Genomic DNA, 24,196 nt, shown 5'->3' on the forward strand with positions numbered 1-24,196 from the left:
CATAAATCCTTTGGCGATGGCGGAAATTGTACGGAGGTACTGTGCGGAATAACCTGCGGGATGATAAAGGAAGCATCTGCGTCCTGCTTGGTCCCTCCAGTTCCGGAAAGTCAACATTACTGAATACAAATTGTGGGAACATAAGAATAAAGTCCCCGCGCAGCTTCAACCGCAGTTTGGAGCATGGCAGGAACATCTTTGGCGAACAGGAGAAATTTGACGGAAAGCAGGGCTTATCCTCTCACAATAAAACAGACCAAATGAAAGTTGAAGATGAAAACTCCACATTCTTTAATCCGAGATTTTTCTCAGCTTTTATCTCGAAAGCCTATAACAGAATGGATTGTTTCTGTGGGCAGGCACGAAGGGTATATCAGCCCCAAGGATTGGATTGATACGCAAAACGTTCTTAATGCCATCTTAGAAAAATACAATCGTCCTCATAGAAGAACAAACGCTCTGCTTCCGGATTGATGTATTGCCCTGTCTGAGGAAAAAAACTACGTATTACATCCGAATCTAATCGCCGGACAAACGGCAAGCCACGCTTCAAATAAACTTGCCCCGGTGTGTAGTGGTATAGTGAACTTGTAACGCTCCCGTGTAGGGAGCGACAAAGTTTTGTCAACCCACTTTTTTAGCCGGTTGAATTTCAATCCACGCTCCCGTGTAGGGAGCGACGGCCTACTCCGCAAAAACCACCGCGACCCTTGGTATTTCAATCCACGCTCCCGTGTAGGGAGCGACCTGATTCTGCTTTTTTTATTTCCTCTTCGTAGTCGTATTTCAATCCACGCTCCCGTGTAGGGAGCGACCGGATTAAAGCCCCGTTAGCTGATTGGGAGGAGATTTCAATCCACGCTCCCGTGTAGGGAGCGACTTATCTATTTGGGAGACTTTAGGCGTCGAAACAAGATTTCAATCCACGCTCCCGTGTAGGGAGCGACGGACAGGTCTACATAGTCGCCTTTTTGACTTATATTTCAATCCACGCTCCCGTGTAGGGAGCGACCCTGCGGCGGTTATCCGGTATCGCCTCCCTGTGTATTTCAATCCACGCTCCCGTGTAGGGAGCGACAACTAGACAAGCTCGACGGCATTATGACTGTGCACATTTCAATCCACGCTCCCGTGTAGGGAGCGACGCATTAACGCCAGCGAACTGTTGAGGGATTGTTATTTCAATCCACGCTCCCGTGTAGGGAGCGACCTTTTAAATAATCAGTGTCATTTGTCGTCCCAAAATTTCAATCCACGCTCCCGTGTAGGGAGCGACCTCCTGAAGTGTACCCCGTTGTTCGGACAAAATAATCAAACTTGAAATCCGAAAGCTGAATCCGTGATATAATGTTCCTGCTTTACTGACAGACAGGATAGGGCAACGCTGGAGAGCGACCCGAGCGGGCTGTCAGGTTTGCGGGGAAGGCGGAGCTTTGGCTTCGTCTTTTTCTTTGCCTTTCCCGGAAACAAAAGCGTTAAACTCCGGGGGGTTGGGGGCAGCGCCCCCAAATGTATCCAACGGATAAATTCCCGTCATGACAAACTTGTAGTACTCACACGGCGAGAGCTTGGCAAGGCTCCATTGATACCGGTCGTTGTTATAATACTCAATCCAAGCGTAAACACGTTCAGCAATTACTGCATGTCCATAAGATCCAACCGGTGGCAGTTCATCCTTCATGTGTCCAAATAGGCTTTCCTGCGGTGCATTGTCCCAACAATTTCCTCTGCGGGACATGGATTGACGGAGGTTGTAATCATTCAGAATGGCAACGAATTTAGAACTGGTGTATTGGCATCCTTGATCTGAATGGATCAGGGCGTCCGTGTGAAGTTCAGACCCATGCTTTTCCATCAGTTGATTTACGGTGTCCAAGACGAAATCTGTATCACAGGAGTTACTGCAGGTACAGGCCAAAACTTCTTTTGTGAATGCGTCCATGATCACACAGACGTATGAATAATAGTAAGCTCGTTGGCTGCTATCTCGGTGTACCGGTCTCGGAATATATGTAATGTCCGTCAGCAGAACAGTGCGCGGTCCAAATGACTTAAACTGTCTGTTTAGTATGTTCGGAGCTGTCCTGTTTTCCTGTAGACGCTTGCCGAGCTTGCGGTACGGATTTACCTTTCGTACCGGACATACGAGGTGATACTTTTTCATCAGTCTGCGAATCTTCTTTGTGTTCATAAGCACCGGGGGATCCTGATGCCGCAGTCTCATGTGTATACCGCGTGCGCCTTTTGAATATCCGCGGAAATTGTATGCAGCCACAATGAGGTCAAAGTCTCTTTGATCGGCCTCATCGGATGCTGTCCGCTCGGTCTGATGTCCACGCCAGTAATAAAATCCCGAACGAGATACGCCTGCTATTTCACAAAGATAAGAAATATTCAGAAGATTGTCATCCTGGCTAATGGTTTCATTTATGATGCGGTAGCGGACTTCTGGGGAACCATTCATATACATGGCTATTTCCCTTTCTTCTCCGCAAATATAATTTTTTTTATAAACTCAATCTCTTGGGACATGTAGGCAACCTTCGCAGCGAGATGGTTTATTTCTGACTCGCTCATCAATGGAGGATGCCCTTTGTTTGCCCTACGAGGCGGCGCTGGCAGTGGAGGTGCATCCTCGTTGTCATCCGGATAAGGATCATTTCCTTCGGTAAACTCGAGGCCACGTCCTTTTGCTTGCCGCAGAAGCTTAAAAAAGCCGAGAATGCGTGCACGTCCTAATGTCTCCGGGTTGAGGCCGACCTCAGAAAAAATCTGTATCGGATCGACCCCATCGCAGTACCGTTGCCAAGCTGCATCTTTAAAAGCTTTTGTGTATGACACTGTTTTGCTTGAGACATATGCCACATGAGGCGAGTCCGTGAGTTCCTTGAGTTGTTCTGCAGAGAACGCAGCATGCTCATATGTGCCGTCAGGATTCTTTTTCTTACGGCCTGCACCAGGACGTGAACCCCCACGATTACTGCTGTTTGCCATTGATAATTCCTCCTTTTGCAGAGAGAAATGATTTCAAATACAGATATTATAGCATTATCTGTCCGGTCTGTGGATGCAAACTATATTATCTGTCCGAAAACTTGATTTCCAACTCTGCGATTTGTGTGATGATTTTGATTTCACACTCTCGAATTTCAATCAATGACTGTCCAAATTTCGGGGTACGGATCACCTGATTCTGGAATCGCAATCCCGGAATCGATTTCAATCCACGCTCCCGTGTAGGGAGCGACCTTGCCTTTTGCTGTCTTTAGTTCTATGTACAGCCCGTATTTCAATCCACGCTCCCGTGTAGGGAGCGACATATTCTTTGCGTCGTTCGCTTCTTCTGTGATTTTATTTCAATCCACGCTCCCGTGTAGGGAGCGACATGTGTCTCATGATAGGTGACATCAAAATAATACATTTCAATCCACGCTCCCGTGTAGGGAGCGACTATACTCTGGACCGCGTTACCCCATCTACCGCTAATTTCAATCCACGCTCCCGTGTAGGGAGCGACAACAGTCGGTCATAAGTCTTCGGCTCAAACTCTGATTTCAATCCACGCTCCCGTGTAGGGAGCGACACCGTATGTGGGTTTTCTCCCGCTGCAACACATGATTTCAATCCACGCTCCCGTGTAGGGAGCGACCGCAGCACCCGCAAGGGCATTAACAGCCTGCGCGATTTCAATCCACGCTCCCGTGTAGGGAGCGACGCGTTCTCTGTTTTCTGCTTTACAGTTCAGCACTATTTCAATCCACGCTCCCGTGTAGGGAGCGACCACGCTTACCAATATTGACTTCATCTTTTGTGGCAAATTTCAATCCACGCTCCCGTGTAGGGAGCGACGAGCAATCGCGGTGTCGTTTGTGTCCGGATGCCAATAATTTCAATCCACGCTCCCGTGTAGGGAGCGACGCTGATCCGTACCCCGAAATTTGGACAGTCATTGATTGAAATTCGAGAGTGTGAAATCAAAATCATCACACAAATCGCAGAGTTGGAAATCAAGTTTTCGGACAGATAATATAGTTTGCATCCACAGACCGGACAGATAATGCTATAATATCTGTATTTGAAATCATTTCTCTCTGCAAAAGGAGGAATTATCAATGGCAAACAGCAGTAATCGTGGGGGTTCACGTCCTGGTGCAGGCCGTAAGAAAAAGAATCCTGACGGCACATATGAGCATGCTGCGTTCTCTGCAGAACAACTCAAGGAACTCACGGACTCGCCTCATGTGGCATATGTCTCAAGCAAAACAGTGTCATACACAAAAGCTTTTAAAGATGCAGCTTGGCAACGGTACTGCGATGGGGTCGATCCGATACAGATTTTTTCTGAGGTCGGCCTCAACCCGGAGACATTAGGACGTGCACGCATTCTCGGCTTTTTTAAGCTTCTGCGGCAAGCAAAAGGACGTGGCCTCGAGTTTACCGAAGGAAATGATCCTTATCCGGATGACAACGAGGATGCACCTCCACTGCCAGCGCCGCCTCGTAGGGCAAACAAAGGGCATCCTCCATTGATGAGCGAGTCAGAAATAAACCATCTCGCTGCGAAGGTTGCCTACATGTCCCAAGAGATTGAGTTTATAAAAAAAATTATATTTGCGGAGAAGAAAGGGAAATAGCCATGTATATGAATGGTTCCCCAGAAGTCCGCTACCGCATCATAAATGAAACCATTAGCCAGGATGACAATCTTCTGAATATTTCTTATCTTTGTGAAATAGCAGGCGTATCTCGTTCGGGATTTTATTACTGGCGTGGACATCAGACCGAGCGGACAGCATCCGATGAGGCCGATCAAAGAGACTTTGACCTCATTGTGGCTGCATACAATTTCCGCGGATATTCAAAAGGCGCACGCGGTATACACATGAGACTGCGGCATCAGGATCCCCCGGTGCTTATGAACACAAAGAAGATTCGCAGACTGATGAAAAAGTATCACCTCGTATGTCCGGTACGAAAGGTAAATCCGTACCGCAAGCTCGGCAAGCGTCTACAGGAAAACAGGACAGCTCCGAACATACTAAACAGACAGTTTAAGTCATTTGGACCGCGCACTGTTCTGCTGACGGACATTACATATATTCCGAGACCGGTACACCGAGATAGCAGCCAACGAGCTTACTATTATTCATACGTCTGTGTGATCATGGACGCATTCACAAAAGAAGTTTTGGCCTGTACCTGCAGTAACTCCTGTGATACAGATTTCGTCTTGGACACCGTAAATCAACTGATGGAAAAGCATGGGTCTGAACTTCACACGGACGCCCTGATCCATTCAGATCAAGGATGCCAATACACCAGTTCTAAATTCGTTGCCATTCTGAATGATTACAACCTCCGTCAATCCATGTCCCGCAGAGGAAATTGTTGGGACAATGCACCGCAGGAAAGCCTATTTGGACACATGAAGGATGAACTGCCACCGGTTGGATCTTATGGACATGCAGTAATTGCTGAACGTGTTTACGCTTGGATTGAGTATTATAACAACGACCGGTATCAATGGAGCCTTGCCAAGCTCTCGCCGTGTGAGTACTACAAGTTTGTCATGACGGGAATTTATCCGTTGGATACATTTGGGGGCGCTGCCCCCAACCCCCCGGAGTTTAACGCTTTTGTTTCCGGGAAAGGCAAAGAAAAAGACGAAGCCAAAGCTCCGCCTTCCCCGCAAACCTGACAGCCCGCTCGGGTCGCTCTCCAGCGTTGCCCTATCCTGTCTGTCAGTAAAGCAGGAACATTATATCACGGATTCAGCTTTCGGATTTCAAGTTTGATTATTTTGTCCGAACAACGGGGTACACTTCAACGCAGCGCGGATGCCGCACTTGGCGGCCCAGCGTATATTTCAATCCACGCTCCCGTGTAGGGAGCGACTGATTTTGCTGTCCCCCATGAGTGAACAGGATAATTTCAATCCACGCTCCCGTGTAGGGAGCGACCAGAATATCTTCCTCGGTTCCAAGATGCGCCGCAATATTTCAATCCACGCTCCCGTGTAGGGAGCGACTCAATCGGGGCTAATTTGGACATATCAAATTTACATTTCAATCCACGCTCCCGTGTAGGGAGCGACAGGTACATCCGAGTCAAACATTAGCTGCTCAAAACATTTCAATCCACGCTCCCGTGTAGGGAGCGACTGGGAACCTGTCCGGAATGACGGCAGATGACATTATTTCAATCCACGCTCCCGTGTAGGGAGCGACTTTGAAACTGTGTACCAGCCATATTGTGGAGTGAATTTCAATCCACGCTCCCGTGTAGGGAGCGACGATTTCTGATTTTTCAATATGGCACTATAATGAGATTTCAATCCACGCTCCCGTGTAGGGAGCGACCCGATAATTTCGCAAACGATTTATGCTGCTTGAATTTCAATCCACGCTCCCGTGTAGGGAGCGACACTTAAGCGTTGCGCTGCCGTCACAAACGCCTCTATTTCAATCCACGCTCCCGTGTAGGGAGCGACTCGTAATAACGCCAATCTCCGCAACGTGCAAACTGATTTCAATCCACGCTCCCGTGTAGGGAGCGACTTTCAGCTCATCAAATATGGCTTGTTTTAATTCTATTTCAATCCACGCTCCCGTGTAGGGAGCGACAGCGCTGCCTGACCGTCAAGGCTTTTGAAAAACAATTTCAATCCACGCTCCCGTGTAGGGAGCGACGTTAGTGTAGTTAAGACGTTTTTACCGGTCGCTTGATTTCAATCCACGCTCCCGTGTAGGGAGCGACTCATACGAAGGCACTGATTCAGTCCTATCAGCAGATTTCAATCCACGCTCCCGTGTAGGGAGCGACGCTGTATCGTTTGAGTGGGGCTCGGATACTCAAATTTCAATCCACGCTCCCGTGTAGGGAGCGACATCGTCAGTAAAGTGGCATTTTTCCAGAATCCTTATTTCAATCCACGCTCCCGTGTAGGGAGCGACATTTTGTTATCATAAATATACTTCCAGATGTCGTATTTCAATCCACGCTCCCGTGTAGGGAGCGACATTTGCATTTCCAGATTGTTGTGGATGGGACATGATTTCAATCCACGCTCCCGTGTAGGGAGCGACTACAGACTATTTTCAATTCGGGCAGCCCGGATATATTTCAATCCACGCTCCCGTGTAGGGAGCGACATCCAGTTTGATGTACTTTCACCAATCGCAGTCAAATTTCAATCCACGCTCCCGTGTAGGGAGCGACAGCTGTCTGCTGCAGTGCGAGCATTTATGTGTACATTTCAATCCACGCTCCCGTGTAGGGAGCGACGTAAATTTAATGTCTTGTTGTTTGCCTGCGCCATTATTTCAATCCACGCTCCCGTGTAGGGAGCGACCGGAAAAAGTGGAACAGGTGTATTTTTCGGTAAATTTCAATCCACGCTCCCGTGTAGGGAGCGACTGGTAGACAATAAAACAATATCCGAGTCAGTCAATATTTCAATCCACGCTCCCGTGTAGGGAGCGACATTTTCAAGATGATTGTAAGCAATCTGACGCTGATTTCAATCCACGCTCCCGTGTAGGGAGCGACGGGGTACGACCCCAAGCCAATTAAGGCATGGATATTTCAATCCACGCTCCCGTGTAGGGAGCGACCATACTTGACTGTACCGCGGGAGTGGCTTGGACAGATTTCAATCCACGCTCCCGTGTAGGGAGCGACTTTGAAACGGTAATAACGAATATCACAACAGATGAGATTTCAATCCACGCTCCCGTGTAGGGAGCGACTGCTGGAGGGAGCAACCTCCGGCTGGATGGAAACATTTCAATCCACGCTCCCGTGTAGGGAGCGACAAGGCTAGCAGGTCATCGTCTGTTAAGCTGTTAAATTTCAATCCACGCTCCCGTGTAGGGAGCGACCATGCAAATAAAGGCATTGGTAAATTCCTTGTGCATTTCAATCCACGCTCCCGTGTAGGGAGCGACTTCCGCATGGGAGGAGTAGCCGCTTGCCGTCGTGATTTCAATCCACGCTCCCGTGTAGGGAGCGACGAGGAGGAAAACACATGATAGACGAATCAGCTCATATTTCAATCCACGCTCCCGTGTAGGGAGCGACATGGCAGACTCACGGATAACGCACACACGGTCATATTTCAATCCACGCTCCCGTGTAGGGAGCGACTGGCCGAGGGTAACGACCCCGAAAGCGACGAGGGTATTTCAATCCACGCTCCCGTGTAGGGAGCGACAGGTCAATTACTGTCGTTTTATAAGTGCCATACAATTTCAATCCACGCTCCCGTGTAGGGAGCGACGTATGGAGAGATTAAAAGCACTCCAAAGAAATATAATTTCAATCCACGCTCCCGTGTAGGGAGCGACTCAGTCAGTTTGTCCGGTTATACAAAGCTGGCATATTTCAATCCACGCTCCCGTGTAGGGAGCGACGAATGTGGGATTGCCGCACAAAAAATATCGTGTATATTTCAATCCACGCTCCCGTGTAGGGAGCGACCAACATCTTTGTATAAAGCGCTGAACCAAGCAATATTTCAATCCACGCTCCCGTGTAGGGAGCGACATGTGATGTGCTAGACGCGGATGGCTGCGAGTCTATTTCAATCCACGCTCCCGTGTAGGGAGCGACCTGTCAATCTGTTCCTGCTTTCTCGTCATTTCAATTTCAATCCACGCTCCCGTGTAGGGAGCGACTTGCGTCGGGCCCATCTGGGAGTTCGCAAGCCGATTTCAATCCACGCTCCCGTGTAGGGAGCGACATATAAAATTTAATTCACCGGTTTAAAAAAAGCCGATTTCAATCCACGCTCCCGTGTAGGGAGCGACCATTTCCTGCCGTTTATCTACGAGCTGGATTCCCGATTTCAATCCACGCTCCCGTGTAGGGAGCGACACCGGTTTTGAATGTGTCGGCGTGTTAATGCCGATTTCAATCCACGCTCCCGTGTAGGGAGCGACAACCCCGGAGCATCGGGATATTTTATTACTACAGCGATTTCAATCCACGCTCCCGTGTAGGGAGCGACGGATACTCAGCCGACGGAAGAGAGCGGAGGTGATATTTCAATCCACGCTCCCGTGTAGGGAGCGACTCACCGGGCAGCTTTACCTTGTGGATTTGATTGAAATTTCAATCCACGCTCCCGTGTAGGGAGCGACCCGGATGCCTATATCCGGTTTTTGCTTGAGGAACCATTTCAATCCACGCTCCCGTGTAGGGAGCGACGTTGCTCCCAAAGCTTCACTTGGTGGGTAACTTCGGATTTCAATCCACGCTCCCGTGTAGGGAGCGACGCCGTGATTCCGACGACGATTGCCCAGCGCATCGTCATTTCAATCCACGCTCCCGTGTAGGGAGCGACCAGATACCGGATATAGAGTGCTGGCGCGGTTAGATATTTCAATCCACGCTCCCGTGTAGGGAGCGACGCTTAAAGACGGTTTTACAACCTCTGACAAGGTGATTTCAATCCACGCTCCCGTGTAGGGAGCGACGCAGGAGCATTTGGACACAAAGATTAAGGCGATTATTTCAATCCACGCTCCCGTGTAGGGAGCGACCGCTTTCAGCATCATAAATCCCGGCCTTGGTGTAATTTCAATCCACGCTCCCGTGTAGGGAGCGACCGGATAATGAGGTGACTTAAATGGCATGGGCATCTATTTCAATCCACGCTCCCGTGTAGGGAGCGACGTGTATTCGTCCACTGGCACTTCGTCGATGTGTTTCATTTCAATCCACGCTCCCGTGTAGGGAGCGACAAAGTCTCTGCTGGATTCCGGAGCGCTGAGCAAAATTTCAATCCACGCTCCCGTGTAGGGAGCGACACGATGATTTGAGGTGATTCTAACGGGATGGATTAATTTCAATCCACGCTCCCGTGTAGGGAGCGACAAGAAAACGGCGGGAGCAGAGGTGATGAAGATTATTTCAATCCACGCTCCCGTGTAGGGAGCGACAGTAAAAATATACAAACACTTATTTTAACATTTGTACATTTTCTGTAAAAACACAAAGGGACTCATTTTAGTATCGTCCTTTTTATTCTTTTTTGACCTCCCAGTATTGCTTTTCTGCAGTTTTCAGGTGCGAAAGATAGGGCATTTCTATGATTGATACCGGTTCGCATTAAAAAATCAACGTTCCTTCCGGGTCATAACCTGCTTTTGCACCAAAATGCTCAACTTTATTCTTATAGTTTTTGCCAAGATAGTAAAATCGCAGACTATCCTTTTCTATATCGATTATTTTACATAATGTTGCCTGCAGTACCTTACACTGTGCGTTGTCAAGCAGACATTCAAAAACAGAGCACTGCACGCGCTGACCGTGTTTCACACATTCTTTGGCAACGTGTCGCAAGCGCTTTCTGCCAGCAGCATCTTCTGTATTAACATCGTAGGTAATCAGTACCAGCAATCTAAGCTACCTCATTTCCACAGGAAGGGCGGATAAGCGTCTAGGTCGCCGCGCAAATAGCGGGCGAGCAGCAGTGCCTGAACATAGGGGACAAGACCCCATTGCATTTTATCGTGCAGATATGGGTGCTTGATTTCTTCCCGTTTGTGTGTCTGCCACGCTTTTATAAATGTTCGGTGGCCTGAGTCATTCAGCAGAACGGCATCATTTTCCATTCTTTCAAACTGCTTTGCGTTAATTTCACGGGTATTAATCATTGTAATGACCAGTCTGTCTACCAGCACACTTCGGAGTTCTTCCATCAAATCAAGAGCAAGGGATTCTCTGCCGGGACGGTCGCGGTGCATAAATCCAACGTAGGAATCCAGGCCAACACTTTCCAGTGCGGCGGCGCAGTCGCTGGCGAGCAGCCGATAGCCAAAAGACAGCATCGCATTAACTCTGTCTAGCGGAGGTCGTCTGGATCGTCCGGAAAACGAAAACATTTTTTTCTGATTGATAATCATTTGGTCAAACACACTGAAATATCTCGCTGCCGTTTCTCCTTCCAATCCGCGTAGGGTATCAAGGTCCGTTACGGTAAGAATCTGCTTTGACTTTTCCGCAAGGAACTGTGAAGTGTCCTTCAGCAGTGCTGCATTTACCCGCATGGCATGGTCTCTGGCAATGCGTTCCAGGCACCAGCGGCTGTTGTAAAGTTTTCCAAAAATGAAGCATCTCGCGACAAGGCAGCTTTCAGCAGTATTGTCGGAAATGCGGTACTGTTTTTTTCTAAGCAGCACGTTTCCCTGTGACCTTCCGCTGACCCTGGCGAGGAAGCGGCCGGTTGGCGTTAAGAATGTCAGTCCAATACCGCGCTTTGCGCATTCTCCCGCAAGGGCGGGACTTGCTCCTTTATATGAAAAACAGAAAATATTTTCAAGCCCCAGCAGCGGCAGCATTTTTCGTGTACCATCTCCTGCATGGATAACGGCATTTTCATTTTCCAAAGATAAGTAGCTGTCCTCACTCAATACAAAGAGTGTATTTAACAAATGCTTCATTCGTCCTCCTGAGTATGTGACTTCAGGTATGATGCTGCGGAACCGGCCTTATTTAGTTCCGGAAGGCAAACATCTTTTAGGGAACAGGCATTACAGGATTTGGTGCGTTTTACCTTCGGTGTATAACCTCTGCGGTACAACTCATTCATTTCTTTTAGGGAAGATTCCACTTCGCTGCGCAGCTCCTGTGTAAAAAGCACTTCTGTTCTGCGGTGCGGTTCGCCATAGAAAAGGTCGCCGGACGCAATCCTACAGCAGAGCATTTCCTCCAGGCACATTGCCTGACCGCACAGCTGCAGTTTATCCGCATCATACGATTTTGGCCTGCCGTGCTTATATTCCACTGGGCGTGGCAGCCAACGGCCTTCTCTGCCGTACAGAGTAATACCAGCATCATCTTTATGAAATTCAACTGCGTCGCAGATACCAACTGCACCGAGTCTATCCGATTTTACCCGCATACCGCGTACCACAAGCGTGTCACCGCGCAGCTCGGTTTGACTTTCGTCATGTACTCTGTTGTGCATTAGGCTGCCTTCTGCTGTGCGCAGATTTTCCGACCATTGCTGTTCAATGTGTATCAGCGCCCACTGTCTGCGGCAAAACGAAAAATGCTGCAGTTCAGAAAGCTGCCGATAATCCTCTTCCGCCGCGGGCATCATCAGTCCCTCTGTTCGCAGGTTACGCCGTCCGGCAGATTTGCTTCATCTACCGTTACGGTATAGTCGCTGTAGCTGCGCGGAGCGGTTCTGCCTTCCGTCAGGTATTTTCTGTCCACCTTTACTAGGTCAAAGAGTTTATGGGCCGGCGCGCAGCCTAATTCAGAGTTGTGCTTAAAGATAATCAGCTTGCGTACGGCCATCTGGCCGCGTGCGGCGGAACGGTCATACTCAAACATATTGATGATAGCATCCCACAGCAGGTTTAGGTCCTCCTCAGAAAAACCGGTTGATTTGCGCGCAAGGTTGGCGGAAATATATCCTTCACAGCGATAAAGGCCATATGGAACAATGTACTTTGAGCCCATTTCATTGTTTTTCTTTTCAGCATCGTCTTCTGTGGAGATTGCAACGCGGGTAATGGAAATTTCCTGCGCAATTACAGGGTCCACAGAGCGTGAAAAACTAAGCTGAACCGGGCCGCGGACCTGTCCGCAATTCAGTGCACCCTTGACCATGGTTGTCATAACGGCGCCAAACGTGCGGATATCGTAAAACTGACTGCACATATAGTCACGAACAGCTCTATCAACATCATTATTTTTCTTTGCTTCTTTAATCAGCTTTTTCAAGTCTTTTGTTTCAGCTGCATTTGAAATGCCGACCTGCTCAAACGCTTCGTCGTCGCTGCGGTTAAGCGGCACACCTTTTTTAATATAGATGCGATATCCCGGGGCATCGTCTTTTACCGTTTCCACATAGTTGCGGATTTTGCGTTTCAGGCAGACGTCTGTTACCAGCCCAAGGCCGGTTTCTGGGTCAATACGCGGCATGTTTCCGGCGTCCGGGTCACCGTTTGGATTGCCGTTTTCCACATCAAAAAGTACAACGAATTCATAGCGGTTCTTGATAGGCTCACTCATAATCAGTTATCCTCCTCAGCTTTGCTGTTTTCTTTCTCTTTTTTAGAAGTGAAAAGGTCCTGCTTTTCATGGTAATAGCCAAGGTAAAAGGCACCCTGTTCCTGCAGAGAAAAACGTGTCGGCAGTGTTTTATGGATGCGGTTTTCCAGCTCTGTGATAATTTTATCGTAATAGATTTTAGAACCTTCGGAAAGTTTGCGCTGGTGGTGCTGAGAAAGGCTCAGCAGCAACGGGAAAATAGTTGATGGCGTTGCGCTGGCACTGGTAAAGTATTTATTACGAATGGTTGCTTTTATACCCGGGGTTGCCGTCTTTTGTACCATTTCGAGTACGGCGAACAGCCGCCCGAGAACGTACGGCATATAGTCACTATCTTTGTTCAGTTCCACTTTTAATACCTCCTCTGGTATTGTGATTTCTTTGTTTTTCAGGAAATAGGCTTTTATAATCGCGGCTTTTTTCCAATTGATGTCGTGCTCTGCGCGTATGCGCAGCATAACATTTTCAAAAAGGGAAGAAGGATAGTCTGTCCCCATTAGAATAGACGTCAGCACAGCGGCAGCCATAGGCGCAGGCGGCGCTTTGTTTTTGGAGTTTTGATTTGCTGTTTCATTTAGCAGCGTCCAGAGGGGCAGCTCATGCGTTTCGCCCATGGGCTGAATGATTTTCAAGCGCTCATTGTGTTCCATAAGGTTTTGCAGCATACGGCCAAACTTGTTCTGCAGGAAGAACCGTACAGACAGGCGGGAAGCGTTCGGTGCCAACCCAAGGACATAGAAGGGAGTATCGTACTGAATCACCGTGTCCTGAAAGATCGTGCTGCCGCCGTTTGCCAGTGCATCAATGATTCCTTTTAGGTCCGCTTCTGTAACTTTGCTGTCAGAGCCAAACACAGCGGTGTTCCAAATATCCTGTTCCAATGGTTCAGCGCCTTCGGTCCAATACAGGACCGTTGTATCCGCAATATGCTGGATATGGTCCCTGTCCGCGGTCATATAGTTTAGCGCAGTGCCGTATTTGAATGCTGCTATTTCACTGACCGGTGCGTTTAGGCCCTGCGTGTGGTCATAGGACTCAAAAGCGGGTGCGTTGTAGGAAACCAAAGAAGCGCCGGAAGGCTGCGCACCGTTAATTCCCTTAATGCTTGGATGAAGCCGGGCAATAGGGGCTTCTTCTCCCGTGACTAGGCAGCGCATCCGTACTGCATCGTCCGGTATTTTTGTGTGGTACTGTTCCCACGCTGTTCGAACAGCAGAGTCCTCATGCACTCTTGTGCCGTCCGGCATTTCAAAAACGAGATTCGCTCCGGCTTCGATTTCGTCCAAATAATCGGTCAGCTTTTCATTTTCTGCCGCAGTATTGATATCCCATGTGTCAAAAAAGTGAAGGACTGCTTTGGCGGCTTCACTTTCTGTATGGTCTAGTACGGCATGATGCAGCTCTTTTGCTGCTTCAAAGCACTTTTGGGTACGTTCTGGCTTTCCTTTGTCGTCTATTCCCAGCAGATAGCTGCCATTGTCACATAAAAAATTAGCGGCAACACCAGAAGTCTTTTTAACTTGTTCCGGTACCTGCATGGGCTGCGGAACTTCTTTTTTCCCATTTTTAGATGGTACTTTTAGGGAAATCATGTTTAACAGGGTGCCGTCAGGCGCAATCCGGAGCGCCAGCGAAACTTTTGCTGTACACCAACCGGCAGGGGAGATGAGATTTCCGGCCGCCAGTGCATCATAATGCCTGACCAATGACTGCAGAATCATTTCAGCACCCTCTCTCCGGAGACCTGCACAACACCATTTTTCAGCATGGCGTGGAAGAACATGGGCTGTATGTCCTGAGGATTGCTGTAATCCAGGTCATACAGCATCAGTCCCAAATCCTTTGTGTAGTTCACAGCAGGAATTTCTCCGCCCGACCATGCACGAAAATGTGCCGGAAACTCACGGCAGCCAAAGTACGGCTGAGAGTAGCACTTGCCGCTTTCCAGCCTGCGGCGGAAAATATCTTTGAATTTGCCTTCATTATCGCATAGGGCAGCTTTGTCGGTCATTTCAAAGTGTGCTTCCAGTACATAATGAACATCCCGCAGTACGGTGGAGGCACGCTGCTGAATGTCATCACTGGTGTTAATCATTGGCACAGGGCCGCCCTCCATCATGCGCTTTACCTGTGCCGCCTGTACTTTGCTTTTCACTTCGTTTCGCCGAATATTCGTAAACTGAATCGGATTTTCTTCCGCAGAGATGGACGGGTCAGCCAGTTCTGTGCCAAATTTCCGGAGAACATAAATCCTGTCTATCACCACGTGCAAGCCTGGATGCCAGTAAATACTTTCAATCAACCCCCGTGCGGCCGACGGCGTAATGATTTCATAGCTCATTCGTTCCGTTTTTAGTTCTGGTCTGGTGAAGAGAGCGTAATCTCCCCAGACCTCTACCTGTAAACCGTAACTCAAAAGGCAGTCGCTTCCTTTCTGAAAATTTTACAATTTTGGATAAGTGTATGGAAACAGTCATTCGCAGTATCATCTCTTTTACTTCCTAACCGGCTCTTTTTATGTTTACTCTATGTATCCAAACCCACCGTCATTTTGAAACTGAAGTCCGGTATCTTCGTCATATAGGTTCGGAACAGTCAACACGGCGAGTTGGTCGCCAATGATGTGCAGAGAGGGGGATAGTTCCTTAAAATGGTCTGGATAAATGCTGACACAGTATGGTCCCATCTTACGGAAAGTGCGGCGGCTCGGCTGGAACCCTGGCTGGTCAAACAGCACAGCGATTCGGCGGCTGTTGTCGTCACGCGGGATAAGCACCGTCCATGTATTGTTTTCAATGATACAGAAATCACGGGCGGCTGTTTGAAACGGAAACCGAAAGCCCTGCTGCACGCCGTCTTCAAAGCCCTTTACAATGTCTTTCAGATCGAGTGCATGACCAGTATCCTTATAAAGGCGGCTGAAGTATTCCGTTATTGCGTCTGGCGAGTCAATATCATCTCTGTCACGTGTTACGTCATATGCTTCTTCTGCCGGACGCTTCATGGTGTCATTTGTTTTATATTTGTTTTCTGGTTTGAATAGATAAACGATACTGTCTTGCGGCGGACGTTTGTTTTCCCGGTTACAGCGGCCACCTGCCTGGATTTCGCTATCAAGGCCGGCATAAGCACGATAAACGGTGGGAAAGTCAACATCGACGCCGGCTTCTATCAAACTGGTGGAAACCACACGGCAGGACTGGCCTGCCTGCAGGCGCTTTCGTATTGTTTTTAAGACGGTCCGCCTGTGTTCCGGCGTCATCAAAGTAGACAGATGAAAACTGCCGGGCTTGTCCAGCAGGCCATAAAGATTTCTGGCCTGTTTTCGGGTGGAAACAATGCACAGCACCTGCTCACAGCGGTTCAGCCGCTGCGCCAGTTCTTCATCCGTTAGGGCCCCAAGCTGCTGGTACTGTACGCGGCGGAATAGTTTGTAAAGTTCCTGTGTGTTTGGGCAGATTTCCGTTGCTTTTAGTGTGGGAGCATATGTATGGAAAAGGTTTCCGAGGGCTGGCTGCGTCGCGGTGCACAGCACACAGGAGGTACCGTAATTCACTGTGAGTTCAGCAATTGCGTCTATACATGGTTTTAAGTAATACAGCGGCAGCGTTTGTGCTTCATCAAAGATAATCACGCTGTCTGCAATGTTGTGCAGTTTGCGGCAGGCAGAAGTCCGATTGGAGAACAGTGACTCAAAAAACTGCACAGCGGTCGTTACAATGACAGGCATATCCCAGTTTTCGGCCGCCAGACGTTTTGGGGAGATTTTTTCATTCTGGTCGTCGTCGTACTGCGCACCGGAGTAATGAGCAAGTACGTTTTCGCTGCCGAGAATTTCGCTGAAAACATCAACGGTCTGTTCAATAATTGAGCAATACGGAATAACATAAATGACCCGCTTCATGTGGTGCTTCTCCGCGTGATGAAGCGCAAATGCAAGGGAAGAAACGGTTTTTCCGCCGCCGGTCGGCACGGTCAGTGTAAACAGTCCCTTGTCGGCGTTTTTACCTGTATCCATGCAGGCTTTTAGGATTTCGCTGCGCTTTCCGTTCAGCCCTTCCTTTGCATTTAGCCAATGCTTTTCTTGGACATAGTTATTCAGTTTCAGCGACAACTCTGGAATGCTGCTGCCGCTGCCACGCCCAGCGTCTTTGCCTTTCATAAATGCTTCGGTATCCAGAAAATCGGCATCCACAAGGCAGGAAAACAGCATTCGCGTAAAGAAGGAGAGGGTAAAGCCCTTTTGACCGAGCAGCTGCAGTTTCGGCGGCTGTGGAACTTTCAGCTGCACAAATTTTTTATATATTTGATAGTCTTCCGGCAGCTTTTTCTGAAGCCGCCCCATCAGTGTTCCGGAAGTTTCACTCTTATCATACCGTCCGCCGCCGTTCATCAGCCCGGCGTGATGTCCGGCGATGCAGTAGGCTGGCAGCAGGGTACATACGTTTCCGGCCAAATGCATCAGTTCCTGCGCACCTGCTGTGGAGTGGTCTCTTTTGGAATCGTTGTCCCAAATACGGTGCTGAAAGCCCGCCGAGAATTTCCCAATGTCGTGTGCCAGCCCGCATTGGTACGCCATATCACCTGCACCAAAAGGTTCCGCAAACGTGCGTGCCATTGCGGCGACATTTTTCAAGTGTTCCTGGACAGTTTGTACAGTTCCGTCTGTTTCTCTGATATGCGCTGCATACGGCCTGCTTTTTTCCATTTTATCATCTCCGTCTCCTATCTGTTTATCTTATTATACTATAAAATAAAAACATTGGAAGATGTTTTGTGAGTTTTTGGTCACATAGGGAAGTGAATCACAATATGGTAAAGCAAAAGGGGAATACTTACATGAAAAACTCGGCAGGAACAATGGAATATCAGAACGCAGTCCTTGGAACGGAGGCTTTAAACGCTACTACATATACATAAAAGATAATGGTGAGGATAGATACTTATGGCTTGTATAGCAATTCTGGTTGAAAGAAGCTTCTTATGACGGTTCAACTATGATTGCACGAAACGATAATTCCAGTTTGGGACATTTTTTAACCCAAAAAATTCGTAACGATTCATCCCGGGGAATAGTACGCAACTTATCAATCCGTACTTTCCCGTGTGACTATTAAACTGCCTCAAAATCTCATGCGGTTTACGGCTGTACCAAATGCTGTGGAGGAAGTGGGCATCTGAGATGCCAGCTACGGAAAACATTACTTCTGATCCGCGGGTGTTGGGAGCGGACCCACTGGTTAAGTATTATCCGGCGCAGGACGGACAGCCTGTGATTTGAAACCATCGGCGGCCGTCACTGGATTGCTAGGAAAGTGCCGGATAACGTCTGCAATCGAAAAAGGTGGAGTTGGCAAAACAACAACGGCACTGAACATTGGTGCCGGACTTCAGTCACTTGGAAAAAGGTGCTGTTAATTGACCTCGGCCAGCAGGGACACCTGTCCCGGTGGCTTGGCTATCAGCCAGACGGATGTTGACAATCTGCTTGTTAGTAACGCGCTGCAATGCAGTGATAAGGTACAGGCACTGTCTGCGGCGCTTGCTGCAGTATCTCGGCCGCATAAGGCCACAATGGTTCATCATGAACTTGAATTAGCGGGAACAAAGTAACGGATTTCCAATGCCGAGGCGAGCGAATTTGCAGCAGAAAATGGTACAAGCGTTTGGGACTACGGACATCAAGGAATTTCAGCAAAAACTGGAGCATGGCGACTTTGAAAAGGCAGCAACTCTTGACGAGAACCTAAAGGACGCACAAATGGAAGCCAACCGCATCAATAACGCAAGGATACAGCCGCAGCAGGGCGTGGAAGAAAGAAACAAGTGATATGGATGAGATTGTTGAATACCTTGAAAAATTGGTTATACCGTCGAGAAGCAAGGGAAAATGAAGTGCTTTCTGCTTGTGCTGAAAAATGGTCTGCCGGTCGGCTTTATTGCAGCAGGAAATTGAAGTAGTCGAGAAGACGGTCAAAAAATCCTTCAGGGAAAACGAGGGGGTCACAAGATACGATGCTCAAGGCGCACCGACCGAGACCGTGAGCTCCTCACTCGATGTATGGAATGACCACCTTAAGCTCGTGAACGGAACGGAGATTACGGTGTAAGGTTTTTATTGGTTAGGTCAATGTATTTTTTATATTTTATTAGTAATGCTAATATAAACCGAAAAGGAGGTAATCTTAATTATGGGAATTGTTAACAAGGCAATTGACAAATATCAAAAATGTATTGATGCTTGTAACAGGTGCGCACAGGCTTGTATGGAATGTATGACAATGTGCCTCAGTGAGCCGGATGTCACCGCAAGAAAAAAATGTATTGCAATGCTAAACGAATGTGCCTGCATCTGTAAAGAAGCGGCATCTTTTATGTCAATGGACGCTAAGTATGCAATGGATTTGTGCAAACTTTGTGCTACAATGTGCAATGATTGTGCAACGGAATGCGATATGTTTAAAGACATACATTGCCAAAAATGTGCTGATGAATGCCGTACTTGTGCAAATGAATGCAATATGATGGCAGCAGCAAAATAAAGGGATCATATCAGTAAAACTGGTTTTACTGTATCAAGTGTATTCCAATATATTTATTTAGGTATAGAAAGGAACAATTCGCCTATGCCAAAAACCAATACTCCACATGAAAAAAATATGGATGAAACCCTTGCCCTGTCACAAGAAGGTTATCTGTATATAAAAAACAGGATGGATAAACATAAATCTGATTTATTTAAAACACACTTATTGGGACAGGAAGTAATATGTATAACCGGAAAAGAAGCAGCGGAAATATTCTACGATACGGAACGGTTTGTGCGCAGTGGTGCGGCGCCTAAACGGGTACAAAAAACCCTTACCGGTGAAAATGCTATACAGGGAATGGATAGCGAGGCGCATTTACACCGCAAATCTCTTTTTATGTCGCTGACAAATAATCAGCATCCAAAGACGCTTGCCGATCTTGCCTATAAGGAATGGGAAGCTGTTATACCCAGATGGGAAACGGCTGAAAAGATTAAACTTTTTGACGAAGCAAAGATTGTTTTATGTAAAACGGCCTGCAAATGGGCTGGCGTTCCGTTATTAGAATCTGAAACTAAGGAATATGCGGACGATTTTGCTAAAATGATTGACGCTTTTGGAGCTGTTGGACCAAGGTATTGGAAAGGGAGAGCAGCGAGGACAAAAACAGAAAAATGGATAGAAAATATTGTAGATAATGTACGGGCAGGCAGGTTAAATGTCCCTGAAGTATCAGCGCTTTATAAGGTGGCGAATTATAAAGAACTTGACGGTAATTTGCTGGAGATTAATATGGCGGCAAAGGAACTGATTAACTTAATTCGCCCTATAGTCGCCATTTCAACTTATATTACGTTTATGGCTTTGGCATTGCATGAACATCCTGAGTATAAAAATATGTTGCTAAGCGATGCCGATGCGCCCCACATGTTTGTGCAGGAAGTGCGGCGTTTTTACCCCTTTACCCCTTTTGTCGGGGCAAAAGTAAAAAAAGAATTTGTCTGGAATAGTTGCGAGTTTAAAACAGGAACACTCGTACTTCTTGATGTATACGGCATAAATCACGATTCACGTATATGGGATAAGCCGTATGAATTTCAGCCGGAACGGTTCAGAAATTGGCAATACAATCCGTTTGAGTTTATCCCACATGGTGGGGGTGATCCTGCCAACGGACACCGCTGCCCTGGAGAAAGTATTACCGTTGAAATTATGAAAGCTACACTTAACTTTCTTATGAATAAGATTGATTACAAAGTGCCGGATCAGAATTTAGGTTATAATATGGCAAGAATACCGACTTTGCCGAAAAGCGGATTCATACTCAATAATGTGATATCTAAATAAATATAATGATTATCCGAGTAGAAAAGCATCTACCCGAAGCAACATTCCACCCATATTCATCAGTAAACTGTTAGAATATGGGTGGAATTATATTTACACTGGATTTGCCAATTCGAAGTTAGCCAGCCATCTGTGATATTCCCCGTTACTAAATGTAACATCACAATTTTTACTCCTGTTTCAGCTTCTATATGTGGAGGGTTGCCATGTCCTTCTGTATTTATAACTTTAACGTAGCTTCCCGGTATAGGGAATGTTTTGAGTAATTATCAGCAGGAATTAAGACTGATGCAACAAAAATGATATAGATATAGCATATATAGGCTATATGTTTCATTACAAAGGGATGGAAAAGTTTATCAAGGCATTAACATATGCGCACTTTGATATTGCAGGATATGACGGCCAGGGACAAGCCTGGTACACTGTAAAGGAACGTTTTGCGGACAAGTTTCAGGATATTCCGCTGCAAACGGTAACGCTTTACACGCACAATCCGAAAGGAGAACGGGTTGTACCATGCATTCCAGCTAGCACGATACATGATTTAGTGCAGTTCAGACGTACGGCAGCCTATCAAAATGTCATTATGGTTGGCTATACGTTGCAGAAAGAGCCGTATTATGCTCCTCTGCGCGTTATGTCCGGTAAGTACAAAGTGGATGTTATAGGTTCACGCAAAGATTATGGTTTTACTATCAACGAGAATGCTGCGGGTCCTGCGGCCAGCACGGTCTGTGTCTTTGAAAGTCCGATTGAAGCTATGAGTTACTGGTCTATGTGTAAGGAGCTGCAGAGTCCACGCATGGATTATCCGATGATTTCTTTGGGCGGCGTATCAACGTCGTATGTCCTTACGCAGTTTTTAAAAGATCATCCAAGTGTCAAGAACATTATTTTGGGTCTTAACGTGGACACCGCCGAAAATGGGCACACTATAACAGTCGGGCAAAATGCAACGGTTCGTATACAGAAAGAATTTGGGAATAAGTATCAACATCCTTGTGCATACTCCAGCCCTAAACGATTGGAATGACGTCTTAGTTGATTATAGAAGAAACGCAGCTGTACTGGAGAAACAGATGCAGCCTGCCAGATTGCAGCAGAAGGTCCGCCAGTATGGCGGACCTTCTTTATAAATAAAGGAGATGAACTTTTATGAATCAGTCTTTAAAAGGAAACATTACCATTTATGCGATTGGTGAAATCAGATGCATAGATAAGTTGGGAAGGTTGGTTATCCCGAAAAGTTTGCGTGATCGCTTTGGGATGTTCCAAGGCCAGGCCATTGAAATGGTTGGAACAGACGCTGGCATTCTTGTACGCCCGGCACAGAAAAAAGAATAATAAATGACTAGAGTAGCAAAGAAAAGGCGGAGGTCCTTTTCCTCCGCCTTTTCTTGTTCACTGAACGAAAATACCGCCCATACTGAACCAACTCGAAAATCAGCATACGACTATTCAATACATCTATAATCTTGTAAAATATTTGTTTGACCATACATGAAACCGATGTACTAGATATACGTAATGGAGGCCAACAGATGGCAAGCAAAGTTTATGGATATATTCGAGTATCAAGCATGGACCAAAACGAAGATAGGCAACGAATTGCAATGCATGAGAAAATCTGTTTTAGATAGATGCATTTATACAGATAAGCAATCTGGAAAGGATTTCAATAGGCCGCAATATAAAAAGATGGTACGCAAATTACAGCCGGGAGATTTGCTGTATGTTCTGAGTATAGTCAACTTTCTGCGTAATAACATCTGCTGCCGATGCAGGAATGACTGCGGCAGCCATTATTATGGTAGTGCCTATGATTGGTATGATCCTTTTTCTCATCTTCCAGTTTGTTTTGTATTTTATATCCATTTTGTTCCTCGTTTTACTGTTATTTTACCCCTTTTATGATTGATTTGTCAATTAAGATTACAAAAAGTCCCCATCTTTACCATATAGCAGCAACTGTTAAGGAAGTTCTGATTGCATTCATCACTAGACGGATACGCAAAAGATGAGATTATCGGGGTATCGCGTATCAGGAATTTGTATGCGAATTTAATGGAAACCACAACCGGCCAACATCTTCAACAATTGAGTTGCTGGACAGTGCGGCTGCTATGACCGGCACAACTGTTACTAATAAAAAAGAAATACTAAATTCTTTTATAATCCTTGTGTTCCACATATTGACATCTGGATAAAAAGCTGTATTCTTTTTATAGATGATATTGGACCATTTCACATTAAAAAAAGGAGGAGCAAAATGAATCATCAGTTTATAAATGGATGGGGAAGATTCTGATATGTGCCGCATTACTTTTCAGCTTTGTTAGCTTTGTTGCGGTGCCTTCCTATGCAGCCGGTATGGCCGACAATGTTGAGTCGGATACAACGAGCAGGACATTGTTTTCGGTCGGTGAAAAGTATTGTTTCCTAATCACACCAAAAATCAAAAGTACAAAAGTCAGTTACGCCGTTGGAAATGGAAAAGTTCTAAAGACATTTGTTGCGGGAAAGCCTACAAAAAATGCTGATGGAACAACGACATATCTGTTTGGCTTTTCTTGTGTAGAGAAAGGAGAAACCGGAATTTATATGACCAGCAATGGGAAAATATCCAAAATTTTTTCCGCATATGTTGGGGACTCCCTTCAACAAATCATTACAAAGGCAAAAGAGACAAACTATAGTGGATTCGGTATCACATCTGAGGAACTGCAACTGTTGCTTACGAAAGGTGGCGAAGAAGGCCGCATCACATTTAATCGGATTATGGAAAATGCAAAACCTGTTCCCGGTGAAGCCACTCAATGGTCACAGAATACGCTCCCATCTTCCAAAAACAATTACTCCTATAAAAAGGATATTGTGACATCGCAAGTGACAAAGATTGACGGTTAGTAGCCTACTTGTATTTAGAATTCCATGACATTTGGGGGAAATGTGAAAATTATGGGGAATAGTAAAAGAATTCTGCCTATCTGTATTTACAACGTTGTAACGTTGACGCTGTAAACAGTTCTCGCATTATTTCGACCAGCTAGCAATCCATAGGGGGAATGAGCGGCAGGCCGTGCCTTGAGAGTCAAAATCGAATTATCGGAATTATCCATAGCTACTGGACTGCCAGTCCCAATACAGGCGATTCAGTAGTTGCTAAATTAGATAATTGGATATGTAATAAGATGAATTCTTATAGAGACTAAATTAGATTATAATTAGTTCGAAAATGTGTTTCCTTTTGG

General features: G+C 46.7%; 17 protein-coding genes and 3 CRISPR repeat arrays. Of the genes, 8 read left to right on the forward strand and 9 right to left on the reverse strand.

Annotated elements, in window-relative coordinates:
* The first annotated feature begins 649 nt into the window (after positions 1-649).
* A CRISPR array of direct repeats spans positions 650-1,276; the repeat unit is 32 nt; unit sequence ATTTCAATCCACGCTCCCGTGTAGGGAGCGAC.
* 132 nt (positions 1,277-1,408) lie between these two features.
* Positions 1,409-2,470, reverse strand: a complete 1,062-nt coding sequence (locus tag GJQ69_RS04560; RefSeq protein ID WP_174192710.1) for an IS3 family transposase — start codon at positions 2,468-2,470, stop codon at positions 1,409-1,411.
* Positions 2,471-2,472: 2 nt separating this feature from the next.
* Positions 2,473-2,994 (reverse strand): HTH domain-containing protein, encoded by a 522-nt coding sequence (locus GJQ69_RS04565; RefSeq protein ID WP_174192708.1) that lies wholly within the window; start codon positions 2,992-2,994, stop codon positions 2,473-2,475.
* Positions 2,995-3,216: 222 nt separating this feature from the next.
* A CRISPR array of direct repeats spans positions 3,217-3,918; the repeat unit is 32 nt; unit sequence ATTTCAATCCACGCTCCCGTGTAGGGAGCGAC.
* A 194-nt stretch (positions 3,919-4,112) separates the two neighbouring features.
* On the opposite strand from GJQ69_RS04565, the gene GJQ69_RS04570 reads away from it, so the two are divergent.
* Both GJQ69_RS04570 and GJQ69_RS04575 read left to right on the forward strand, forming a co-directional pair.
* A complete protein-coding gene (locus GJQ69_RS04570; protein ID WP_174192708.1) occupies positions 4,113-4,634 on the forward strand; it encodes an HTH domain-containing protein in 522 nt (173 codons plus the stop codon).
* A 2-nt stretch (positions 4,635-4,636) separates the two neighbouring features.
* The gene (locus GJQ69_RS04575) at positions 4,637-5,698 is read left to right on the forward strand and encodes an IS3 family transposase (RefSeq protein WP_174192710.1); all 1,062 of its coding nucleotides are present in this window, start codon (positions 4,637-4,639) and stop codon (positions 5,696-5,698) included.
* 165 nt (positions 5,699-5,863) lie between these two features.
* Positions 5,864-9,941: direct repeats of the CRISPR family, unit length 32 nt; unit sequence ATTTCAATCCACGCTCCCGTGTAGGGAGCGAC.
* 169 nt (positions 9,942-10,110) lie between these two features.
* On the opposite strand, the gene cas2 is transcribed toward GJQ69_RS04575, so the two are convergent.
* The 7 genes from cas2 to GJQ69_RS04610 all read right to left on the reverse strand — a co-directional run bounded on the left by cas2 (position 10,111) and on the right by GJQ69_RS04610 (position 17,773).
* Positions 10,111-10,401: a CRISPR-associated endonuclease Cas2 gene (gene cas2, locus GJQ69_RS04580; RefSeq protein WP_086035858.1), complete on the reverse strand. Its 291-nt coding sequence runs from the start codon at positions 10,399-10,401 to the stop codon at positions 10,111-10,113.
* An 11-nt stretch (positions 10,402-10,412) separates the two neighbouring features.
* On the reverse strand, positions 10,413-11,444 hold the full coding sequence (gene cas1c / locus GJQ69_RS04585; RefSeq protein ID WP_086035857.1) for a type I-C CRISPR-associated endonuclease Cas1c: 1,032 nt from the start codon (positions 11,442-11,444) through the stop codon (positions 10,413-10,415).
* Positions 11,441-12,103, reverse strand: coding sequence for a CRISPR-associated protein Cas4 (gene cas4 / locus GJQ69_RS04590; protein ID WP_086035856.1), 663 nt, complete (start codon positions 12,101-12,103; stop codon positions 11,441-11,443). The genes cas1c and cas4 overlap by 4 nt, the downstream gene beginning before the upstream one ends.
* Before the next feature lie 2 nt (positions 12,104-12,105).
* Complete coding sequence (gene cas7c / locus GJQ69_RS04595) at positions 12,106-13,026, reverse strand: type I-C CRISPR-associated protein Cas7/Csd2 (protein ID WP_086035855.1); 921 nt, start codon at positions 13,024-13,026, stop codon at positions 12,106-12,108.
* A gap of 2 nt (positions 13,027-13,028) precedes the next feature.
* Positions 13,029-14,786, reverse strand: a complete 1,758-nt coding sequence (gene cas8c, locus GJQ69_RS04600) for a type I-C CRISPR-associated protein Cas8c/Csd1 (protein WP_174193100.1) — start codon at positions 14,784-14,786, stop codon at positions 13,029-13,031.
* Complete coding sequence (gene cas5c, locus GJQ69_RS04605; RefSeq protein WP_086035853.1) at positions 14,783-15,481, reverse strand: type I-C CRISPR-associated protein Cas5c; 699 nt, start codon at positions 15,479-15,481, stop codon at positions 14,783-14,785. The genes cas8c and cas5c overlap by 4 nt, the downstream gene beginning before the upstream one ends.
* 105 nt (positions 15,482-15,586) lie before the next feature.
* Positions 15,587-17,773 (reverse strand): CRISPR-associated helicase/endonuclease Cas3, encoded by a 2,187-nt coding sequence (locus tag GJQ69_RS04610; protein WP_086035852.1) that lies wholly within the window; start codon positions 17,771-17,773, stop codon positions 15,587-15,589.
* 933 nt (positions 17,774-18,706) lie between these two features.
* Here GJQ69_RS04610 and GJQ69_RS04620 point away from each other — a divergent pair.
* From GJQ69_RS04620 to GJQ69_RS04645, 6 genes are all read left to right on the forward strand, one after another.
* A complete protein-coding gene (locus GJQ69_RS04620) occupies positions 18,707-18,895 on the forward strand; it encodes a hypothetical protein (protein ID WP_086035850.1) in 189 nt (62 codons plus the stop codon).
* Positions 18,896-19,256: 361 nt separating this feature from the next.
* Complete coding sequence (locus GJQ69_RS04625) at positions 19,257-19,607, forward strand: four-helix bundle copper-binding protein (protein ID WP_086035848.1); 351 nt, start codon at positions 19,257-19,259, stop codon at positions 19,605-19,607.
* Positions 19,608-19,691: 84 nt separating this feature from the next.
* Positions 19,692-20,942 carry a CYP152 family fatty-acid peroxygenase CypC gene (locus GJQ69_RS04630; RefSeq protein WP_086035847.1) on the forward strand — a complete coding sequence of 417 codons (1,251 nt, stop codon included), beginning with the start codon at positions 19,692-19,694 and terminating at the stop codon, positions 20,940-20,942.
* 328 nt (positions 20,943-21,270) lie between these two features.
* On the forward strand, positions 21,271-21,978 hold the full coding sequence (locus GJQ69_RS04635; protein WP_086035846.1) for a toprim domain-containing protein: 708 nt from the start codon (positions 21,271-21,273) through the stop codon (positions 21,976-21,978).
* 122 nt (positions 21,979-22,100) lie between these two features.
* Complete coding sequence (locus GJQ69_RS04640) at positions 22,101-22,289, forward strand: AbrB/MazE/SpoVT family DNA-binding domain-containing protein (RefSeq protein WP_086035845.1); 189 nt, start codon at positions 22,101-22,103, stop codon at positions 22,287-22,289.
* Between the two features lie 1,065 nt (positions 22,290-23,354).
* Positions 23,355-23,852, forward strand: coding sequence for a hypothetical protein (locus tag GJQ69_RS04645; RefSeq protein WP_174193102.1), 498 nt, complete (start codon positions 23,355-23,357; stop codon positions 23,850-23,852).
* The last annotated feature ends 344 nt before the right edge of the window (positions 23,853-24,196 follow it).

It is taken from the genome of Caproicibacterium lactatifermentans (assembly GCF_013315815.1).
In the GTDB taxonomy this organism is placed as follows: Bacteria; Bacillota; Clostridia; order Oscillospirales; family Acutalibacteraceae; genus Caproicibacterium; species Caproicibacterium lactatifermentans.

Bases quoted from the DNA above. Each gene is read 5' to 3' on its own strand.
- GJQ69_RS04610 (WP_086035852.1), bottom strand. From the start codon at position 17,773: ATGGAAAAAAGCAGGCCGTATGCAGCGCATATCAGAGAAACAGACGGA.
- cas1c (WP_086035857.1), bottom strand. From the start codon at position 11,444: ATGAAGCATTTGTTAAATACACTCTTTGTATTGAGTGAGGACAGCTAC.
- cas7c (WP_086035855.1), bottom strand. From the start codon at position 13,026: ATGAGTGAGCCTATCAAGAACCGCTATGAATTCGTTGTACTTTTTGAT.
- GJQ69_RS04565 (WP_174192708.1), bottom strand. From the start codon at position 2,994: ATGGCAAACAGCAGTAATCGTGGGGGTTCACGTCCTGGTGCAGGCCGT.
- GJQ69_RS04635 (WP_086035846.1), top strand. From the start codon at position 21,271: ATGTTTCATTACAAAGGGATGGAAAAGTTTATCAAGGCATTAACATAT.
- cas8c (WP_174193100.1), bottom strand. From the start codon at position 14,786: ATGATTCTGCAGTCATTGGTCAGGCATTATGATGCACTGGCGGCCGGA.
- GJQ69_RS04640 (WP_086035845.1), top strand. From the start codon at position 22,101: ATGAATCAGTCTTTAAAAGGAAACATTACCATTTATGCGATTGGTGAA.
- GJQ69_RS04570 (WP_174192708.1), top strand. From the start codon at position 4,113: ATGGCAAACAGCAGTAATCGTGGGGGTTCACGTCCTGGTGCAGGCCGT.
- GJQ69_RS04560 (WP_174192710.1), bottom strand. From the start codon at position 2,470: ATGTATATGAATGGTTCCCCAGAAGTCCGCTACCGCATCATAAATGAA.
- cas4 (WP_086035856.1), bottom strand. From the start codon at position 12,103: ATGCCCGCGGCGGAAGAGGATTATCGGCAGCTTTCTGAACTGCAGCAT.
- GJQ69_RS04625 (WP_086035848.1), top strand. From the start codon at position 19,257: ATGGGAATTGTTAACAAGGCAATTGACAAATATCAAAAATGTATTGAT.
- GJQ69_RS04575 (WP_174192710.1), top strand. From the start codon at position 4,637: ATGTATATGAATGGTTCCCCAGAAGTCCGCTACCGCATCATAAATGAA.
- GJQ69_RS04630 (WP_086035847.1), top strand. From the start codon at position 19,692: ATGCCAAAAACCAATACTCCACATGAAAAAAATATGGATGAAACCCTT.